Origin of the sequence: Aquitalea pelogenes, assembly GCF_001515305.1 — a bacterium.
Lineage (GTDB): Bacteria > Pseudomonadota > Gammaproteobacteria > Burkholderiales > Chromobacteriaceae > Aquitalea > Aquitalea pelogenes.
In genome coordinates, this window is record NZ_LNQV01000017.1 from 49,255 (window position 1) to 64,119 (window position 14,865).

Sequence of the window (14,865 nt, forward strand, 5' to 3'; positions counted from 1 at the left end):
ATGTGGCAACGTCTGCTCACCCTCATCCGCAAGGAAATGCAGGCGCTGTTGCGCACGCCGCAAAGCCGCCGCCTGCTGATCGCTCCGGTGCTACTGCAACTGCTGCTGTTTCCGTTTGCCGCCACGCTGGAAGTGAAAAACAGCACACTGGCGGTGTTCAATCAGGATGGCGGTGCCGCATCCATCGAGCTGGTGCAGCGGCTGGCCGCTACCCAGGCCTTTCCGCACGTGCTGATGCTGCACAGCCAGCAAGACATGCAGCAGGTGATAGACCGCCAGCAGGCCTTGCTGGCCATCAGCCTGCCGCAGGATTTCTCGCGCCGCCTTGCCAGCGGCCAGGGGGTGACGGCGCAGGCCATCATTGATGGCCGACGCAGCAACAGCGCGCAGATTGCCTATGGCTACGCGCTGCAAGTGGTGCAGCAGTTCGCCGCCGAGCGCAGCCGGCAAGCCGCACCGGCGCGGCTGCTGGTACAAAACCTGTACAACCCCAATCTGGAATACCGCTGGTTCGTGCTGCCCAGTCTGGTGGCCATCATCACCACCATCGGCTGCCTGATGGTGACTGCGCTGTCGCTGGCACGTGAGCGTGAAGAAGGCACCTTCGAACAGCTGCTGGTGTCGCCGCTGACCCCGGCCTACATCATGGCCGGCAAGGCGCTGCCCGGCATGCTGGTGGCGCTGGTGCAGGGCTGCATCATTGCCGCGGCGGCGGTATGGGTGTATCAGGTGCCGTTCAGCGGCACGGTGGGGCTGCTGATTGTGTCCATGCTGTGCTACGGGCTGTCGCTGGTGGGTTTCGGCCTGCTGATTTCCGCTCTCAGCAGCAATCAGCAGCAGGCTTTTCTTGGCTCGTTTGCCTTCATGTCGCCCGCGGTCATCCTGTCCGGCTACATGGCCCCGGTGGAAAACATGCCGCTGCCGTTGCGTATGGTCAGCGCGGTGGACCCGCTCACCCACTTCATCGTCATCGTCAAGGGCATCTTCCTGAAGGGTTATGGCCTGGCGGAGGCCTGGCCACACCTGTGGCCCTTGCTGGCCATTGCCGCCGGTACCCTGTTGCTGGCCTACCGGATGTTCCTGCAGAGGAGTCACTGATGTCACACCGTATCCTCTTCCCTTTGCTCTGTCCCTGGCTGGCGCTGGCGCTCACCGCCTGCGCGTCGGCCCGGATTACCACGCGCCGCAAACCACCTTGCCGGCGCAGTACCAATATCAGGCAGGCAGCAATCAGCCGCAGTTGCAGCGCTGGTGGACGGTGTTTGATGACGCCGCGCTCAGCCAACTGGTGGAGCAGGCCTTGCAGTCCAGCCCGGATCTGGCCCAGGCAGATGCCCGCGTGCGGCAGGCACGAGCCAGCCTGGGTGTGGTGGACAGTGCGCTGTGGCCGCAACTGAATGCCGGTGCGCGCAGCGGGCGCGACCAGTTCAGCCGCAATAGCGAAAATTTTGCCAACATCCCGTTTGCCAATCCGCGCACCGGCTTTAACGACCAGCGCCTGCAACTGGATGCCAGCTGGGAAATCGACCTGTTCGGCCATACTGCGCGCAGCCGCGAAGCTGCCAGCGCTCGGCTGGACAGCATGCAGGAACAGCAGGCCGATGTGGCGCTGCGGGTGGCGGCGGAAGTGGCACGCAATGTGATTGATTACCGTGGCTGGGTGGCGCGCCAGCGCAATCTGGAAAACCAGCTGGCAGCGGCGCGGGAAAACCTGCGCTTGATTGTGCTGCAACGTCAGGCTGGGGAGATTTCCGACAGCGAGCTCAACCAGGCCAGTGCGGCTGTAGCCAGCCTGCAAGCGGCGCTGCCAGCCCTGCAAACCGCACAAGGTGCCGCCGTGGCCGCCCTCAGCGTATTGCTGGACCAGTCCCAGTCCCAGTTGCTGGCCACGCTGGCAGCGGAACGGCCCATCCCTGCCACGCTCACGCAGGCACCGGTGGGCATGCCGGCTGACTTGTTGCGGCGGCGGGCGGATATCCGTCAGGCCGAGCGCGAACTGGCGGCGGCCACGGCCGATATCGGCGTGGCGGTGGCCGAACAATATCCACGGCTGGTGCTGGTGGGCAGTGGTGGCTGGGATTCCATCCACGAAGGCAGTCTCACGGCCGCCGCCAGTCGCTTCTGGAATGTCGGCCCGCAACTGAGTCTGCCCCTGTTTACCGGCGGACGGCTGAAAAACCAGGTGACAGCGCGTGAAGCGGCGCGGGATGCGGCGCTGGCGGTGTATCGGCAAAAGTGCTGACGGCGCTGGCCGATACCGAAACCGCCTTGCTGCGCTACCAGCAGGAAGCTCAGCGGCAGCAGGCGCTGCAAAGCGCTCTGCAGCTTGCCGGGCGGCAGCTGGAGATTGCCCGCCAGCGCTATCACGTAGGCGAGGCGGCACAAACCGAGGTATTGGCGCAACAACAGGCCGAGGCACAGCAGCGCGAAGCCTGGCTGGCATCGCGTCAGGCACAGGCAGAAAACCTGGTGGCGCTGTTCAAGACCCTGGGTGGGGATGTCAGATAAGCCTCCCGGCTGGTGGCCGGGAAGTGGGTGCTAATGCTGGAAAAATGATTCAGGCCGCCACACAGGCCGGACGCTGGTAATAATTGTCGTACTGTCCGTCCGCTTGCAGCACAAAGCCCTGCCGCTGGTAAAAACCATTGGCGCGGCTGCCTTTCAGCACTTCCACCTGCACCGGCAGGCCCTGCTCGTCGGCTTCGGCCAGCAAGGCCTGCAATACCTGGCTGCCCAGCCCACGGCCATGCCAGGCCGGTTGCAGATAGAACTGGTCGATCAGCAGCCCATCTTCGGCTGGCTTGAGCGAAACACAGCCGACACGCTGGCCATTCACCACGATGTGACGACAGTATTCCGGCTGGAAATGATCGGCAAAGCGCTGGCGGGCCCGCACCGGATCGTAACGTCCCAGTGCTTCCAGACTTACCCGCAAGGCCCGCAGACGCAGTGCCAGCAAGGCATCGAAATCGGCCGCGGAGGCCGGTGCGAAAGCAAAATCAATCATCATCACTCCTGACGGCTGCTTGGACTGCGGTTTGAGGGGGCTGACAGCAGAGAACGGCTTCAGTCGAACAAGGCCGCCATCTGACGGGCGGCGGCGGCGGGGTCGGGGGCGTCGAACAGGCCGCCAATCACTGCAATGGCACTGGCACCGGCAGCCACCACTTCAGCCGCATTTTCCGGGGTGATGCCGCCAATGGCGACCGATGGCAGGCCCAGCTTTTTTGCTTCGGCAAACAGCGACAGCGGTGCTGCCACGGCATGCGGTTTGGTACGGGAAGGAAACACCGCGCCAAAAGCCACATAGCTGGCACCGTCGCGCGCGGCCTGTTCGGCCAGGCGGATGTCGTTGTAGCAGGACACGCCGATGATGGCATCCGCGCCCAGTACTGCACGGGCGTCGGCCACCGAGCCATCGGTCTTGCCCAGGTGCACGCCATCGGCCTGTACCGCGCGTGCCAGGGTGACGTCGTCGTTGATCAGGAACAGCACCTGGCGGCTCTTGCACAGGCTGGCCAGCAAGCTGGCCTGACGCAGGCGGCGCACGGTGTTGTCGCTCTTGTTGCGGTATTGCAGGATGGCCACGCCGTTATCCAGCACGCGGCTGACCTTGGCCAGCAATTGCTCGCTGTCTTCTGCCTCCGGCGATACCGCATACAAGCCCTTAATCACTGTCACCCTCTGCTCCTTCTTCTTCGCGGGCCCAGAACATCCGGTCCGGGATGTATTGGCCCATGCCGGGGCGGAAACCCGCCACCAGGCTTTGATAGGTATATTCCTGTGCTTCGCGTACCGCTTCGGGCAGCATCAGCCCGGTGGCCAGCATGCCGGCAATGGCCGAGGCCAGCGTGCAGCCCGAGCCATGATAGCTGCCCGGCAAGCGCTCCCAGCGGTCGGCACGCACCACGCCATTGGGACTGTACAGACTGTTTATGACTTCTTTGGTATTTTCGTGCGTGCCGGTAATCAATACATGCGGGCAGCCCAGTGCCAGCAGCCGTTTGGCACACTCGTCCAGGCTCAGTTCCTCGTCCTCGTCCGGGTCGTTCATCGCCAGCCGGCGGGCTTCCATGCTGTTGGGGGTGATGATGGACACCTGTGGAATCAGCAAGTCGCGCATGGCGGCAATCAGGTCGTCATCGGCCAGTTCGTGGCCGCCACCGCTGCGCAGCACCGGGTCCAGCACCACCGGCACGTCCGGATAGTCGGCAATCAGCTGTGCCACCACGGCCACGTTTTCCACGCTGCCCAGCATGCCGATCTTGAACACCAGCACCGGGATGTCTTCTAGCAGGAAGCGCGCCTGGTCGTTCACCATGTCGGCATCCAGCACCATGAAGTCGTCCACGCCCACCGTGTCCTGCACGGTAATGGCGGTAATCACGGACAAGGGGTGGCAACCCAGGCTGGCCAGGGTGAGAATGTCGGCCTGGATACCGGCGCCGCCGGAAGGGTCGGAACCAGCCAGGGTGAGTACTGCTGGTGGAGGGGGCAATGTGGACAAGGCGGTAACCTCTTTGGTCAGATCGTGCGGCAGCAATTAGAATGCCTATTTTAACCGAGCTTGGAATAAACGTATGCGCACCTGGATGTGTCTGATTTGCGGTTTCATCTACGACGAAGAAGCCGGGCGGCCGGAAGACGGCATCGCGCCGGGAACTCCGTGGGAAGATGTCCCGCCCAACTGGACCTGTCCCGATTGCGATGCCCGCAAGGACGATTTCGAAATGGTGGAAATCTGAGCTGGCGGCACGCATGCACTCACGGCCCAAGGCCGTGGCAAGGAATGTGGCATGAATCAAGTTTGCAGAAAAGTCTTTTCCCACGCAGCGCTACTGCTGGCACTGGTGGGCTGTGCCCAGGTCAACACCACCAATAGCGGTGTGGTGGGCATCAACCGCAGCCAGAGCATGTGGCTGAGCGCGCAGGAGGTGGAGCAGTCCTCGGCCAAATCCTACGCTGGGCAGCTCAGCCAGGCACGCAGTGCGGGCAAACTCAATACCGACAAAGTACTGACTGCCCGGGTAAAACGGGTGGCGCAGCGGCTGATTGCCCAGACGCCGGTATTCCGTCCGGATGCCGCCAACTGGAAGTGGGAAGTCAATGTGGCGCAGACGCCGGAGCTGAACGCCTACGCCATGGCCGGCGGCAAGATCATGGTGTATTCCGGCCTGGTGACACGCTTGCAGCTGACGGATGACGAAATGGCAGCGGTGATCGGCCATGAAATCGCCCATGCGCTGCGCGAACACAGCCGGGAAACCCTGAGCCAGGCCTATGCCCAGCAGATGGGCCTGTCGGTAGTGGGTTCGCTGGCCGGGCTCAGCCAGAGCCAGCTCAACCTGGCCGGCATGGTGACGGATGTCACGCTGAGCAAGCCGCACAGCCGCACCATGGAATCCGAAGCCGACATCATTGGCCTGGAGCTGATGGCGCGCGCCGGTTACAACCCCAATGCCGCAGTGAATGTATGGAACAAGATGATGAGCGCCGGTGGCGGCAGCGGGCCGGAATTCCTCTCCACCCACCCGTCCGGGCCCACGCGCATCAGCGACTTGCAGGCGCACATTCCGCAAGTCATGCCTTTGTATCTGCAAGCAAAACGCGGTTGAGCACGCTGTTTCACGTGAAACAGCCTCCGGCAATCGCCTGAATGGAGTCTGAATTGGCTTACCTGTATCTGAAGGCTTTTCACATCATTTTTGTCACCTCGTGGTTTGCCGGGCTGTTTTACCTGCCACGCATCTTCGTCAACCTGGCCATGGCCGCACCGGGCGCCGAATACGACCGCCTGCTGCTGATGGCGCGCAAGCTCTACCGCTTCACCACCCCGCTGGCGGTGCTGGCACTGGCATTGGGCCTGGTGCTGTGGCTGGGCTTTGGCATTGCCGGGGGCTGGCTGCATGCCAAGCTCACCCTGGTGGCGCTGCTGATTGCCTATCACCTGTACTGCGGCAAGCTGTACCGCGACTTTGTTGCCGGGGCCAATCGCCACAGCCATGTGTGGTACCGCTATTTCAATGAAATTCCGGTGCTGGCGCTGTGTGCCGTGGTCATCCTGGTCGTGGTCAAACCCTTCTGAATTTATTTGGCTCACACTGAGCCGGGCGATGCGCCCGCAACTGGAAATCAAGCATGGGACTGGAAATCGAACGCCGTTTTGTCATTGCCAATGATGGCTGGCGCGGTCTGGCCGCAGGCGTGCAATACCGCCAGGGCTATCTGTCGGTAGAAAAGGAACGCACCGTGCGGGTGCGTATCGTGGGCGATCAGGCCTGGCTCACCCTCAAGGGCAATATCAGCGACATCAGCCGCCACGAATTCGAATACACCATTCCGCTGGCCGATGCCCGGACCATCATGGACGCCATGTGCCCGATGGTGGTGGACAAGCTGCGTCACCGTATCGAGTTTGGCGGCTTTGTCTGGGAAGTGGACGAATTCTTTGGCGACAACGCCGGGCTGGTGCTGGCGGAAATTGAGCTGCCGGCGGAAGACACCCCGTTTGTCAAGCCGGACTGGGTGGGCGCGGAAGTCACCGAAGACGGGCGTTATACCAATGCCTATCTGTCCAAGAACCCCTACAACAGCTGGCCGCAGCGCTGAAATGCCAACACTGGCCAGCCCGGCTGTGGAAAAATAACGCTTTCGCCAGCATGGATACCGCACGGTACATGCCCTGCACCACTGGCAAACCCGATTCCGGCAGCAAACCAGGCCGGTTTGCGCCCTACCCGTCATAAGGAAACAGCATGTCCCGCAATCTCGAACTGTTTGAACGTGGCAAGAAAACCATCCCCGGCGGTGTCAATTCGCCGGTTCGGGCCTTCGGCTCGGTGGGCGGCACGCCGCGCTTTGTGAAAAAGGCGCTGGGCGCACACTTCTGGGATGCCGACGACAAACAGTACATCGACTACATCGGCTCCTGGGGCCCGGCCATCGTCGGTCATGCCCACCCCACCGTGATCAAGGCGGTGCAGGATGTGGCGGTGGATGGCCTGTCCTTTGGCGCGCCCACCGAAGCGGAAATCGAGATTGCCGAGGAAATCTGCAAGCTGCTGCCCTCGGTGGAGCAAGTACGCCTGGTGTCTTCCGGTACCGAAGCCACCATGAGCGCCATCCGTCTGGCACGTGGCTTTACCGGCCGTGACGCCATCGTCAAGTTTGAAGGCTGCTACCACGGCCACTCCGACAGCCTGCTGGTGAAGGCCGGTTCCGGCCTGCTGACTTTTGGTAATCCTTCTTCCGGTGGTGTTCCGGCCGACTTCACCAAGCACACCCTGGTGCTGGAGTACAACAACGTCGAGCAGCTGGAACGCACCTTCAAGGAAATCGGCGACCAGATCGCCTGCGTCATCCTGGAGCCGATTGCCGGCAACATGAACCTGATCAAGCCGTCGGCAGAATTCGTGCACGCCCTGCGCGCGCTGACCGAAAAACACGGCACGGTGCTGATCTACGACGAAGTGATGACAGGTTTCCGCGTGGATCTGGGCTGCGCCCAGGCCCTGCACGGCGTCAAGCCGGACCTCACCACGCTGGGCAAGGTGATTGGTGGCGGCATGCCGCTGGCGGCCTTTGGTGGCCGTGCTGACATCATGGGCTGCATCTCGCCGCTGGGTAATGTGTATCAGGCCGGCACCCTGTCCGGTAACCCGGTGGCCGTGGCCGCCGGCCTCACCACGCTGAAGCTGATCCAGGAACCGGGCTTCCACGCCACCCTCAGCCGCCGTACCGCCCGTCTGGCCGAAGGCCTGGCCGAGGCCGCCAAAGAGGCAGGTGTCAGCATGGTCACCGACAGCGTGGGCGGCATGTTCGGCATCTACTTCTGCGATGCCGTACCCACCAGCTATGCCCAGGTGACCGCCTCGGACCGCGAACGCTTCAACCGCTTCTTCCACGCCATGCTGGAAGAAGGCGTGTACCTGGCCCCGTCGGCCTACGAAGCCGGTTTTGTCTCCATCGCCCATACCGACGAAATCATCGAACAGACCATCGCCGCCGCCCGCCGCGCACTGGCGCGCATCTGAGCGCAGGTCTCATGTGAAAGGGCCGCTGCTTTGCAAGCGCCCGACAGCCCAACCGTCCACCCTTGGTGGGCGGTTTTTGTTTGTCCGCGCCGCTTGGCAAACTGCCATCAACAGCAGGTCTCAGGCACAATAGCCCAGCCCAAACAAACCGCTGTTTTCCGTTTCCCTGCTGATGAATATCACCTCCCCCCAGCGCCTGGCCTGGCGCATTCTGGCCAATGAGGCCGGTATCCGCCTCACTCCCTGCATCCAGCAGCCAGAAGGCGCGGGCTGGAGCCGTGGCCGCGTGCTGCCGCTGGGGCGCTTGCTGGATCAGGCCGCGCAGTGGGACTGGCTGAGCGCGCAGGACCGCCTGGTGATAAACCAGCTTGAACGCACCCATCAGCTGGCCGATGGCAGCAGCCTGGCCGAGCTGGAGGGCGAAGCCGCCCTGCCCTTGCTGCTGGGCCACCCGGCCCTGTTCTGGGAAGAACAGCCCGATCAGCCGGTCACGCTGGAAGCAGGCCAGATCAGCCTGCTGCTACAGCGCCAACAACAGCAGATGGTGTTGCAACTGAGCCCGCCCGGCATTGCCGCCTGCCAGCATTGCCTGTGGCAGCGCAGCGGGCCGAACAGCCTGCTGGTGTACTGGCCGGGGCCGGAAATCCGCCAGCTGGCTGCCTTGCTCGGTCACCGCCTGACTGTGCCGCTGGCGGCGCGCAAAAAGCTGCTGGAGGCCATTGGCGACATGGTGCCGTGGCTGCCGGTGGAACTGGTGGAGGCGGATGATGGTGCCGACCTGCCCGCCATGCCGGCCGACCCCCGCTTGTTTGCCGTGCTCACCCCGCTGCCCGAGGGACTGCGCCTGCAACTGCGCTGCCGGGTGGCAGAACAGGCCGCCTGGTATCCGCCGGGGCGCGGGCCATGGCAGCAGGTGGCGCTGGAACAGGGCCAGGCCATCCGCTTTCAGCGTCAGCTGGGCGAGGAAAAGCAGGCACTGGCGGCCTTGCTGGAGGATTGCCCGGCGCTGGCAGCAGCAAGGCCCGACCCGGATGGCGTGCTGCAATGGCTGCTGGCCAATCAGCAACAGGCCTTGCAAGTCGTACAGCAGTTGCAGCAATTGCAGGCCATGGCCCCGCAGCGGCTGGAGTGTGTCTGGCCGCAAGGTCAGCGCATGCGCATCCAGGCCCAGGCCGGCTTGCCGCAGTTGCGGCTGAAAACCAGACGCAAGAATGGCTGGCTGGAAGTCACGGGTGAAGTGCAGGTGGATGAAGACCGGGTACTGCAATTGCGCCAGCTGCTGGAAGCGCTGGCCAATCAGCCCGGCCAGTACCTGCGCCTGTCCGAGCAGGACTGGCTGGTACTCTCCGACAGTCTGCAAGCCAGCTTGCAGCAATTGGCCCGACTGGCCGATCACGCAGTCACTGACGGTTTGCGCCTCAGCCTGCTGGCCGCCCCCTTGCTGGCCGGGCTGAGTGAGGACATCGGCCAGTTTGACGGCGATGCCGGCTGGCAGCAGTTGCAGGCGCGGTGGGACAGTCTGCGGGATTATCAGCCCGTAGTCCCCGCCACGCTGCAAGCCAGCTTGCGGCCTTATCAGCTGCAAGGCTTTGCCTGGCTGTCCCGGCTGGCGCATATCGGTGCCGGGGCCTGCCTGGCCGACGACATGGGGCTGGGCAAGACCGTGCAGACGCTGGCCTTGCTGCTCAGCCGTGCGCATCTGGGCCCGCAACTGGTGGTGGCGCCCACCTCGGTGGCACTCAACTGGCTGGCCGAGGCCGCCCGCTTCGCCCCCAGCCTGCGCTTGCGCCCTTATCAACAGCAGCGCGACTTATCCACAGTCGGGCCGCAGGATCTGGTCATTGCCAGTTACGGCCTGCTGCAATTGCAGGCGGACGACTTTGCCGATGTGCACTGGGCCAGCGTGGTGCTGGACGAGGCGCAGGCCATCAAGAATGCGGGTACCAAACGTGCGCAGGCAGCACAAGGCCTGCGGGCCGATTTCCGCCTGGCAGCCAGCGGTACGCCGGTGGAAAACCATCTGGGCGAATTGTGGAGCCTGTTCCGCTTCATCACCCCCGGCTTGCTGGGCAATGAGGACAAATTCCAGCAGCGTTTTGCCCAGCCCATCGCCGAAGGAGATGAAGAAGCCCGCGCCACGCTCAAGGCGCTGATCCAGCCCTATCTGTTACGCCGCACCAAGGCCGAGGTGCTGACCGAGCTGCCGCCGCGCACCGACATCACCCGCCGCATTGCGCTGTCCGGGCAGGAGCTGCATGTCTACGAAGCCATGCGCCAGCAGGCCTTGCAAAAGCTGGCCGAGGTGGACAGTCAGGACAAGAAGACCATGCAGGTGCTGGCCGAACTGACCCGCTTGCGCCGCTTCTGCTGTCACCCGGCCTTGCTGCAAGCGGACACCGCCCTGCCCGCCAGCAAGTTTGCCTTTTTCTGCCAGCTGATGACCGAGCTACTGGACAATGGCCACAAGGCGCTGGTGTTCAGCCAGTTTGTCGATCATCTGGCGCTGGCCCGGCAATGGCTGGATCAACAAGGCATTGCCTACCAGTATCTGGACGGTGCCACGCCGGGCAAGCAGCGCAAGGCGCGCATGGATGCCTTCCAGGCTGGCGAGGGCGAGGTGTTTCTGATCAGCCTGAAAGCCGGCGGCACCGGGCTGAACCTGACCGCAGCCGACTATGTGATTCATCTGGACCCATGGTGGAACCCGGCGGTGGAAGACCAGGCCAGCGACCGCGCCTACCGCATGGGCCAGCAGCGGCCAGTTACCGTGTACCGGCTGGTGGCGGAAAACACCATCGAAGAGAAAATCGTCGCCCTGCATGCGGAAAAACGCGCACTGGCCGACAGCCTGCTGGAAGGTGGTGATCTGGCGGCCAGACTGGATGGCGAGGCACTGCTGGCATTGTTGCAAGGCACCTGATGCTTGTTTTACTCAATATCCTATGTGAATATCCAAATTCGTATTTATTTGGAATAATAAAATGCTGAGTAGAATATTGCTTGCCAGCGTGTTGACGGCGCTGGCTGGATCAGCCCTGGCTGATTCGCTGGCCAATACGGCGTCCGAGAAAATTTCGGTAGGTGCAGTTTCGGTAGTGGTTGCTCCCGCAGCCAGTATCGCCGCTAGTGCCACCGGGCATGGGGAATCTGCCCTGGGGCCGGTGCTGGCAGTGACGGGTAGTGGCTATGTGATTGTTGGGCTGGTTGAAGGCTCGGGCGATGTCATCAAGCTGATGCTCGAATCGGTGCAGGGTGGGGCCAAACTATCGGTGGAATTGTCGCGCAGCACGGTCAAGGCTTCCGGTGCGGCCATCGGCAGCGCGGTGCAGGTATCGGCTACCGCCAGCGGTACCCTGTTGGTGGTGTCTGGCAAGGTGCTGGCTTTTATCCCCAACAAACTGGGCGAAGCCCTGCTGGAGCATAGCCGTGTCCCGTCGTGAAACTTGCTGGAAATGGCTACAGGCCGCGGCGTTCTGCCTGCCTTTGCTGGCCCATGCCGGCCAGACGTGTGAAGAAAAACCGCTGACACCGGAAACCTTCCGGCTGGCCATGCAAACCGCCGAACAGCTGCAGACCAAACTCAATGAAGTGGACAGCAATGTGGTGGTGGTGGGGCGCATGGGGCAGGACCTGTCCAAATACGGCCTGCGCTATACGCATTTTGGCATCATGTTCCGTCCGGAAAGCGGTGGACGCTGGCGGGTGGCACACTTGCTTAACGACTGTGGAACTGATCGCTCCGACTTGTGGTACGAGGGCCTGGGCAATTTCTTCCTCGACGATATGTTCCGCTTCGATGCCGTGCTGCTGATACCGCCGCCGGCGGTGGTCAACCGGCTGTTGCCACAGTTGCGGGCTGGCCGTCCCTTGCGTGCCCTGCACACCCCTCGTTACAACATGGTGGCCTACCCCTTCTCCACACGTTATGAAAATTCCAATACCTGGGTACTGGAAACGTTGGCCGCTGCTTCCTCGACCGAAACACGTATCAGTAGTCGTGAGCAGGCGCAGATGTGGTTGAAGCTGAACGGATATCAGCCAAGTGAAATGAATATCGGCCCCATGACCCGACTGGGTGGCCGCATGTTCAAGGCCAATGTGGCATTTGACGATCATCCTAACGAATTGCGTTATAACGACCGCATCCAGACGGTTTCGGTGGATTCCATCATTCACTTTTTCGACGAACGCAATGAAGGCTGGAAAATCATCGAGCTACCTGGCCCGCAAGCCCGCCGCTTCTGAGCCTGTCGCACTGTGTTAGTGGCTGAACTGCTGGAACAGCCGCTTGCGCAGTTCGGCAATGCCGCTGCCCACTGCAGACGACAGGCGGCTGTAGTGTGATGGCCCGACCGCCAGTGCTTCGCTGGCGGCATCAAACTCTCCCCGGTTGATGAGTTCTGCCACCCGTGCCGCTTCCCGATGGAATTCGCGGTGGTTATCCACCAGCTGCTGGTAGGCCGCATAGTGACAGCAGTTGATCCGGCCTTCTTCCTGCAACCAGCGGCCCAGTTCGCAGCCGCAGTCATCTGCTATCTGTGCGCAGTCCAGCTTTCTGCCTTCCAGCATGGCCATGCGCAATTGCAGTTTCATTTCAAAATGCAGCAGTAGGGCATCTTCTAGATTCATGCCATTTCTCCGCCATCTCGTCCCCGAGCTGTCAATATAGACGGGGAGAATCCGTCAAAGCCAGCCCGGTTTCAAGCGTCATCACTTTAATTGAAGCATTTTGACGGGCAGATACTGCGTGACGGTGGCCTGGCTGAAGTTGACGGAGCGATGGCAGACGCCGGGGTTTGGCTCTTGTTCAGTGGGGTAGCGGGCTGCACAACTCCAGCAGCATGCCGTCCGGACAACGCAGGAAAGACACCGTCTGGCCCCAGGGTTTGACTTGTGGTGCCGCCAGCTCCCTGGCACCGGCCGCCAGTGCTGCCTGGTGTGCCGCAGCCACATCATCGGTGGCCAGGGCGATTTCCACCCCCACCGGCAGTGCACCTTCATCGGCAAAGCGAAAGCCTGCCGGATGATTGCTCAGGGCCAGCGCCTTGCTGGCGAAAGACAGGGTGGTGTCGCCGGTATCCAGCTCGCCATAGTCGCCTTCCGGGGTGAGAAAGCGGCGCGAGAAGCCGAAGGCTGTTTCAAAAAAGGCCAGCGAACCGGCGACATCCGCCACATAAACAATGGTGTAGGCAAATTTCATTCTGCTTCCTTTCGGGTGGTGACGTGGGACTGACAGCACGCCAGTTTCATGATGTATGAATAGATGGCTGGCCGGTATCAAGGTTCCACATACTGAGGCAAGCAGGGAGGTGCGCACAAAAAAGCACCGGCTGGCGGTGGCTGTGGGCGGTCAAGGCAGGTGGCAGTGCAGGTTCTAGTCCAGCTGACCGGCCAGCGCCGCCAGCACCCGCGCACTGGTGGCCTGCGGATGCGCGGTGATGCGCAGCATGTGGCGGACCGCCGGGTGTTGCGGACGGTGGATGGCCACCCCGCTTTGCAGCAGATGACGCTGGATCGCCTCGGCCTGCAAGGCGTCCGGGTAGGCCACGCAGACAAAATTGGTGTGCGATGGCAGTGGCGTCAGGCCCTGGTCGTAGAGTGCATGGCTGAGGTGATGGCGCAGGGTGATGGTTTGCGCCACCAGCTTGCGCGAGTAGTCCGGGTCGTCCAGCACGATCTGGGCCGCCGCCTGGGCAATGCTGGACAGCGCGTATTGCGGGCGGATCTGGTCGGCCTTGGCAATGATGTCGGCACTGGCAATGGCAAAGCCAACCCGCAGGCCGGCCACGCATAGGCCTTGGACAGGGTGCGCAGGCGCAGCGTATGCGGCAGGATGCCGGCAGGCGGGGCATCGGCGGCATCGGTACAGAAGTCGACATAGGCTTCGTCCAGCAGCAGCAGGGTGTGTGGCGGCAGTGCCGCACGCAGGGTGCGGATGTCTTCTGCCTGCCAGTAGTGGCCGGTGGGATTATCCGGGTTGGCCAGATACAGCACCGAGGCATGCTCGGCGCGGGCTACTTCCGCCAGCCGTGCCAGGTCGGGCTGCAAGTGCTGACCGCGCTGGCAATACGGCACTTCCAGCACGCGGGCCCCTACCCCTTCGGCAAAGTAGCGGAAGGTGGGATAAGTGCCAGCGGTGGTGACGACGGCATCGCCCGGATTGCAGGTCAGGCGCAGTGCCAGCAGGATCAGGCTGTCAGCACCGGTGTCGAACAGCACTTCATCCGGGCTCACGCCATTGAGTCTTGCCGCGCGCTCGCGCAAGGCATGCGCGTACGGGTCCGGATACAGTCTGGCCATTTCCGCCAGGGCCTTGCCCAGTTCACCGGCCAGCGGCGATACCGGGTCGGGCAGGCTTTCATTCGAGCCGATACGGGTCTTGATGCGGTGGCCCAACGCCGTTTCCAGCTTCACGATGCCGGGAAACGGGTTGACGATGGTGTGGTGTTCCAGATGGCGGGCAAAACGGGTCATGGCAGATTTTCGTCCTTCGGGCAGCCCATTCTAGATGTGTTCATCAGGTGGACAAATCAGCTTGTCTGCTAACGATAGCAAGCAAACGGCAAAGCCGGTATCAATAGCCGCGCAGTGTAGTGCCTGCATTTTCCGCTTTGGCAGACAGACAGGTAAAAAATCGCAAAGCCGGACTTTACGGCGCCGGACGGGCCTGTGCCGCCGGAGCGGATGCCTGGGCATGACCCGGCTGCTGTTTGGGAAGAAACAGGTTGCCCTTGTAGCCGCAGGCAGTCACGACAAGACTCAGCGCAACACAGGTAAGCAGGGTTCGCAGCATGAAATGTAGTCCGATGTGGCAAAATCGGCAGTCTAGCAC

Annotated in this window: 15 protein-coding genes and 2 pseudogenes; 10 read left to right on the forward strand and 7 right to left on the reverse strand. The window is 62.4% G+C overall.

Annotated elements, in window-relative coordinates; genetic code table 11:
• Positions 1–1,098: an ABC transporter permease gene (locus AWT75_RS09340; RefSeq protein WP_062788971.1), complete on the forward strand. Its 1,098-nt coding sequence runs from the start codon at positions 1–3 to the stop codon at positions 1,096–1,098.
• A pseudogene (locus AWT75_RS09345) lies at positions 998–2,508 on the forward strand (efflux transporter outer membrane subunit). The gene AWT75_RS09340 and the pseudogene AWT75_RS09345 overlap by 101 nt, the downstream one beginning before the upstream one ends.
• Positions 2,509–2,557: 49 nt before the next feature.
• On the opposite strand, the gene AWT75_RS09355 reads toward AWT75_RS09345, so the two are convergent.
• From AWT75_RS09355 to thiD, 3 genes are read right to left on the reverse strand one after another with little or no spacing between them, the layout of a single operon-like run.
• Positions 2,558–3,007: a GNAT family N-acetyltransferase gene (locus AWT75_RS09355; RefSeq protein ID WP_204376916.1), complete on the reverse strand. Its 450-nt coding sequence runs from the start codon at positions 3,005–3,007 to the stop codon at positions 2,558–2,560.
• 59 nt (positions 3,008–3,066) lie between these two features.
• A complete protein-coding gene (gene thiE, locus AWT75_RS09360; RefSeq protein WP_045845916.1) occupies positions 3,067–3,681 on the reverse strand; it encodes a thiamine phosphate synthase in 615 nt (204 codons plus the stop codon).
• The gene (thiD, locus tag AWT75_RS09365; protein ID WP_045845999.1) at positions 3,668–4,507 is read right to left on the reverse strand and encodes a bifunctional hydroxymethylpyrimidine kinase/phosphomethylpyrimidine kinase; all 840 of its coding nucleotides are present in this window, start codon (positions 4,505–4,507) and stop codon (positions 3,668–3,670) included. The genes thiE and thiD overlap by 14 nt, the downstream gene beginning before the upstream one ends.
• Positions 4,508–4,580: 73 nt before the next feature.
• Here thiD and AWT75_RS09370 point away from each other — a divergent pair, with 73 nt between their 5' ends.
• From AWT75_RS09370 to AWT75_RS09405, 8 genes are all read left to right on the forward strand, one after another.
• Positions 4,581–4,745, forward strand: a complete 165-nt coding sequence (locus AWT75_RS09370) for a rubredoxin (protein WP_045845915.1) — start codon at positions 4,581–4,583, stop codon at positions 4,743–4,745.
• A gap of 51 nt (positions 4,746–4,796) precedes the next feature.
• On the forward strand, positions 4,797–5,615 hold the full coding sequence (locus AWT75_RS09375; RefSeq protein WP_045845914.1) for a M48 family metallopeptidase: 819 nt from the start codon (positions 4,797–4,799) through the stop codon (positions 5,613–5,615).
• A gap of 41 nt (positions 5,616–5,656) precedes the next feature.
• Entirely contained in the window at positions 5,657–6,085 is a 429-nt protein-coding gene (locus AWT75_RS09380) for a CopD family protein (RefSeq protein ID WP_045845913.1), read from the forward strand.
• A gap of 53 nt (positions 6,086–6,138) precedes the next feature.
• Entirely contained in the window at positions 6,139–6,609 is a 471-nt protein-coding gene (locus AWT75_RS09385; protein WP_062788975.1) for a CYTH domain-containing protein, read from the forward strand.
• A gap of 146 nt (positions 6,610–6,755) precedes the next feature.
• Positions 6,756–8,033, forward strand: a complete 1,278-nt coding sequence (gene hemL, locus AWT75_RS09390; protein WP_062788976.1) for a glutamate-1-semialdehyde 2,1-aminomutase — start codon at positions 6,756–6,758, stop codon at positions 8,031–8,033.
• A 172-nt stretch (positions 8,034–8,205) separates the two neighbouring features.
• On the forward strand, positions 8,206–10,953 hold the full coding sequence (locus tag AWT75_RS09395) for a DEAD/DEAH box helicase (RefSeq protein WP_062788977.1): 2,748 nt from the start codon (positions 8,206–8,208) through the stop codon (positions 10,951–10,953).
• A 61-nt stretch (positions 10,954–11,014) separates the two neighbouring features.
• A complete protein-coding gene (locus tag AWT75_RS09400) occupies positions 11,015–11,473 on the forward strand; it encodes a hypothetical protein (RefSeq protein ID WP_153013286.1) in 459 nt (152 codons plus the stop codon).
• Positions 11,460–12,278, forward strand: a complete 819-nt coding sequence (locus tag AWT75_RS09405; RefSeq protein WP_062788979.1) for a DUF2145 domain-containing protein — start codon at positions 11,460–11,462, stop codon at positions 12,276–12,278. The genes AWT75_RS09400 and AWT75_RS09405 overlap by 14 nt, the downstream gene beginning before the upstream one ends.
• 15 nt (positions 12,279–12,293) lie before the next feature.
• Here AWT75_RS09405 and AWT75_RS09410 read toward each other — a convergent pair whose 3' ends face one another.
• From AWT75_RS09410 to lptM, 4 genes and pseudogenes are all read right to left on the reverse strand, one after another.
• Entirely contained in the window at positions 12,294–12,662 is a 369-nt protein-coding gene (locus AWT75_RS09410) for a CZB domain-containing protein (RefSeq protein ID WP_062788980.1), read from the reverse strand.
• A 178-nt stretch (positions 12,663–12,840) separates the two neighbouring features.
• Positions 12,841–13,233, reverse strand: coding sequence for a VOC family protein (locus AWT75_RS09415; RefSeq protein ID WP_062788981.1), 393 nt, complete (start codon positions 13,231–13,233; stop codon positions 12,841–12,843).
• Between the two features lie 174 nt (positions 13,234–13,407).
• Positions 13,408–14,507, reverse strand: a pseudogene (locus AWT75_RS23810) (pyridoxal phosphate-dependent aminotransferase).
• A 175-nt stretch (positions 14,508–14,682) separates the two neighbouring features.
• Positions 14,683–14,826: an LPS translocon maturation chaperone LptM gene (gene lptM / locus AWT75_RS21885; RefSeq protein ID WP_162531908.1), complete on the reverse strand. Its 144-nt coding sequence runs from the start codon at positions 14,824–14,826 to the stop codon at positions 14,683–14,685.
• Positions 14,827–14,865 lie beyond the last annotated feature (39 nt).

Excerpts from the sequence above, each read along its gene's own strand:
- AWT75_RS09400 (WP_153013286.1), top strand. The coding sequence starts at position 11,015 with ATGCTGAGTAGAATATTGCTTGCCAGCGTGTTGACGGCGCTGGCTGGA.
- AWT75_RS09340 (WP_062788971.1), top strand. The coding sequence starts at position 1 with ATGTGGCAACGTCTGCTCACCCTCATCCGCAAGGAAATGCAGGCGCTG.
- AWT75_RS09375 (WP_045845914.1), top strand. The coding sequence starts at position 4,797 with ATGAATCAAGTTTGCAGAAAAGTCTTTTCCCACGCAGCGCTACTGCTG.
- AWT75_RS09410 (WP_062788980.1), bottom strand. The coding sequence starts at position 12,662 with ATGAATCTAGAAGATGCCCTACTGCTGCATTTTGAAATGAAACTGCAA.
- AWT75_RS09385 (WP_062788975.1), top strand. The coding sequence starts at position 6,139 with ATGGGACTGGAAATCGAACGCCGTTTTGTCATTGCCAATGATGGCTGG.
- AWT75_RS09355 (WP_204376916.1), bottom strand. The coding sequence starts at position 3,007 with ATGATTGATTTTGCTTTCGCACCGGCCTCCGCGGCCGATTTCGATGCC.
- AWT75_RS09380 (WP_045845913.1), top strand. The coding sequence starts at position 5,657 with ATGGAGTCTGAATTGGCTTACCTGTATCTGAAGGCTTTTCACATCATT.
- lptM (WP_162531908.1), bottom strand. The coding sequence starts at position 14,826 with ATGCTGCGAACCCTGCTTACCTGTGTTGCGCTGAGTCTTGTCGTGACT.
- AWT75_RS09415 (WP_062788981.1), bottom strand. The coding sequence starts at position 13,233 with ATGAAATTTGCCTACACCATTGTTTATGTGGCGGATGTCGCCGGTTCG.
- hemL (WP_062788976.1), top strand. The coding sequence starts at position 6,756 with ATGTCCCGCAATCTCGAACTGTTTGAACGTGGCAAGAAAACCATCCCC.
- AWT75_RS09370 (WP_045845915.1), top strand. The coding sequence starts at position 4,581 with ATGCGCACCTGGATGTGTCTGATTTGCGGTTTCATCTACGACGAAGAA.
- AWT75_RS09395 (WP_062788977.1), top strand. The coding sequence starts at position 8,206 with ATGAATATCACCTCCCCCCAGCGCCTGGCCTGGCGCATTCTGGCCAAT.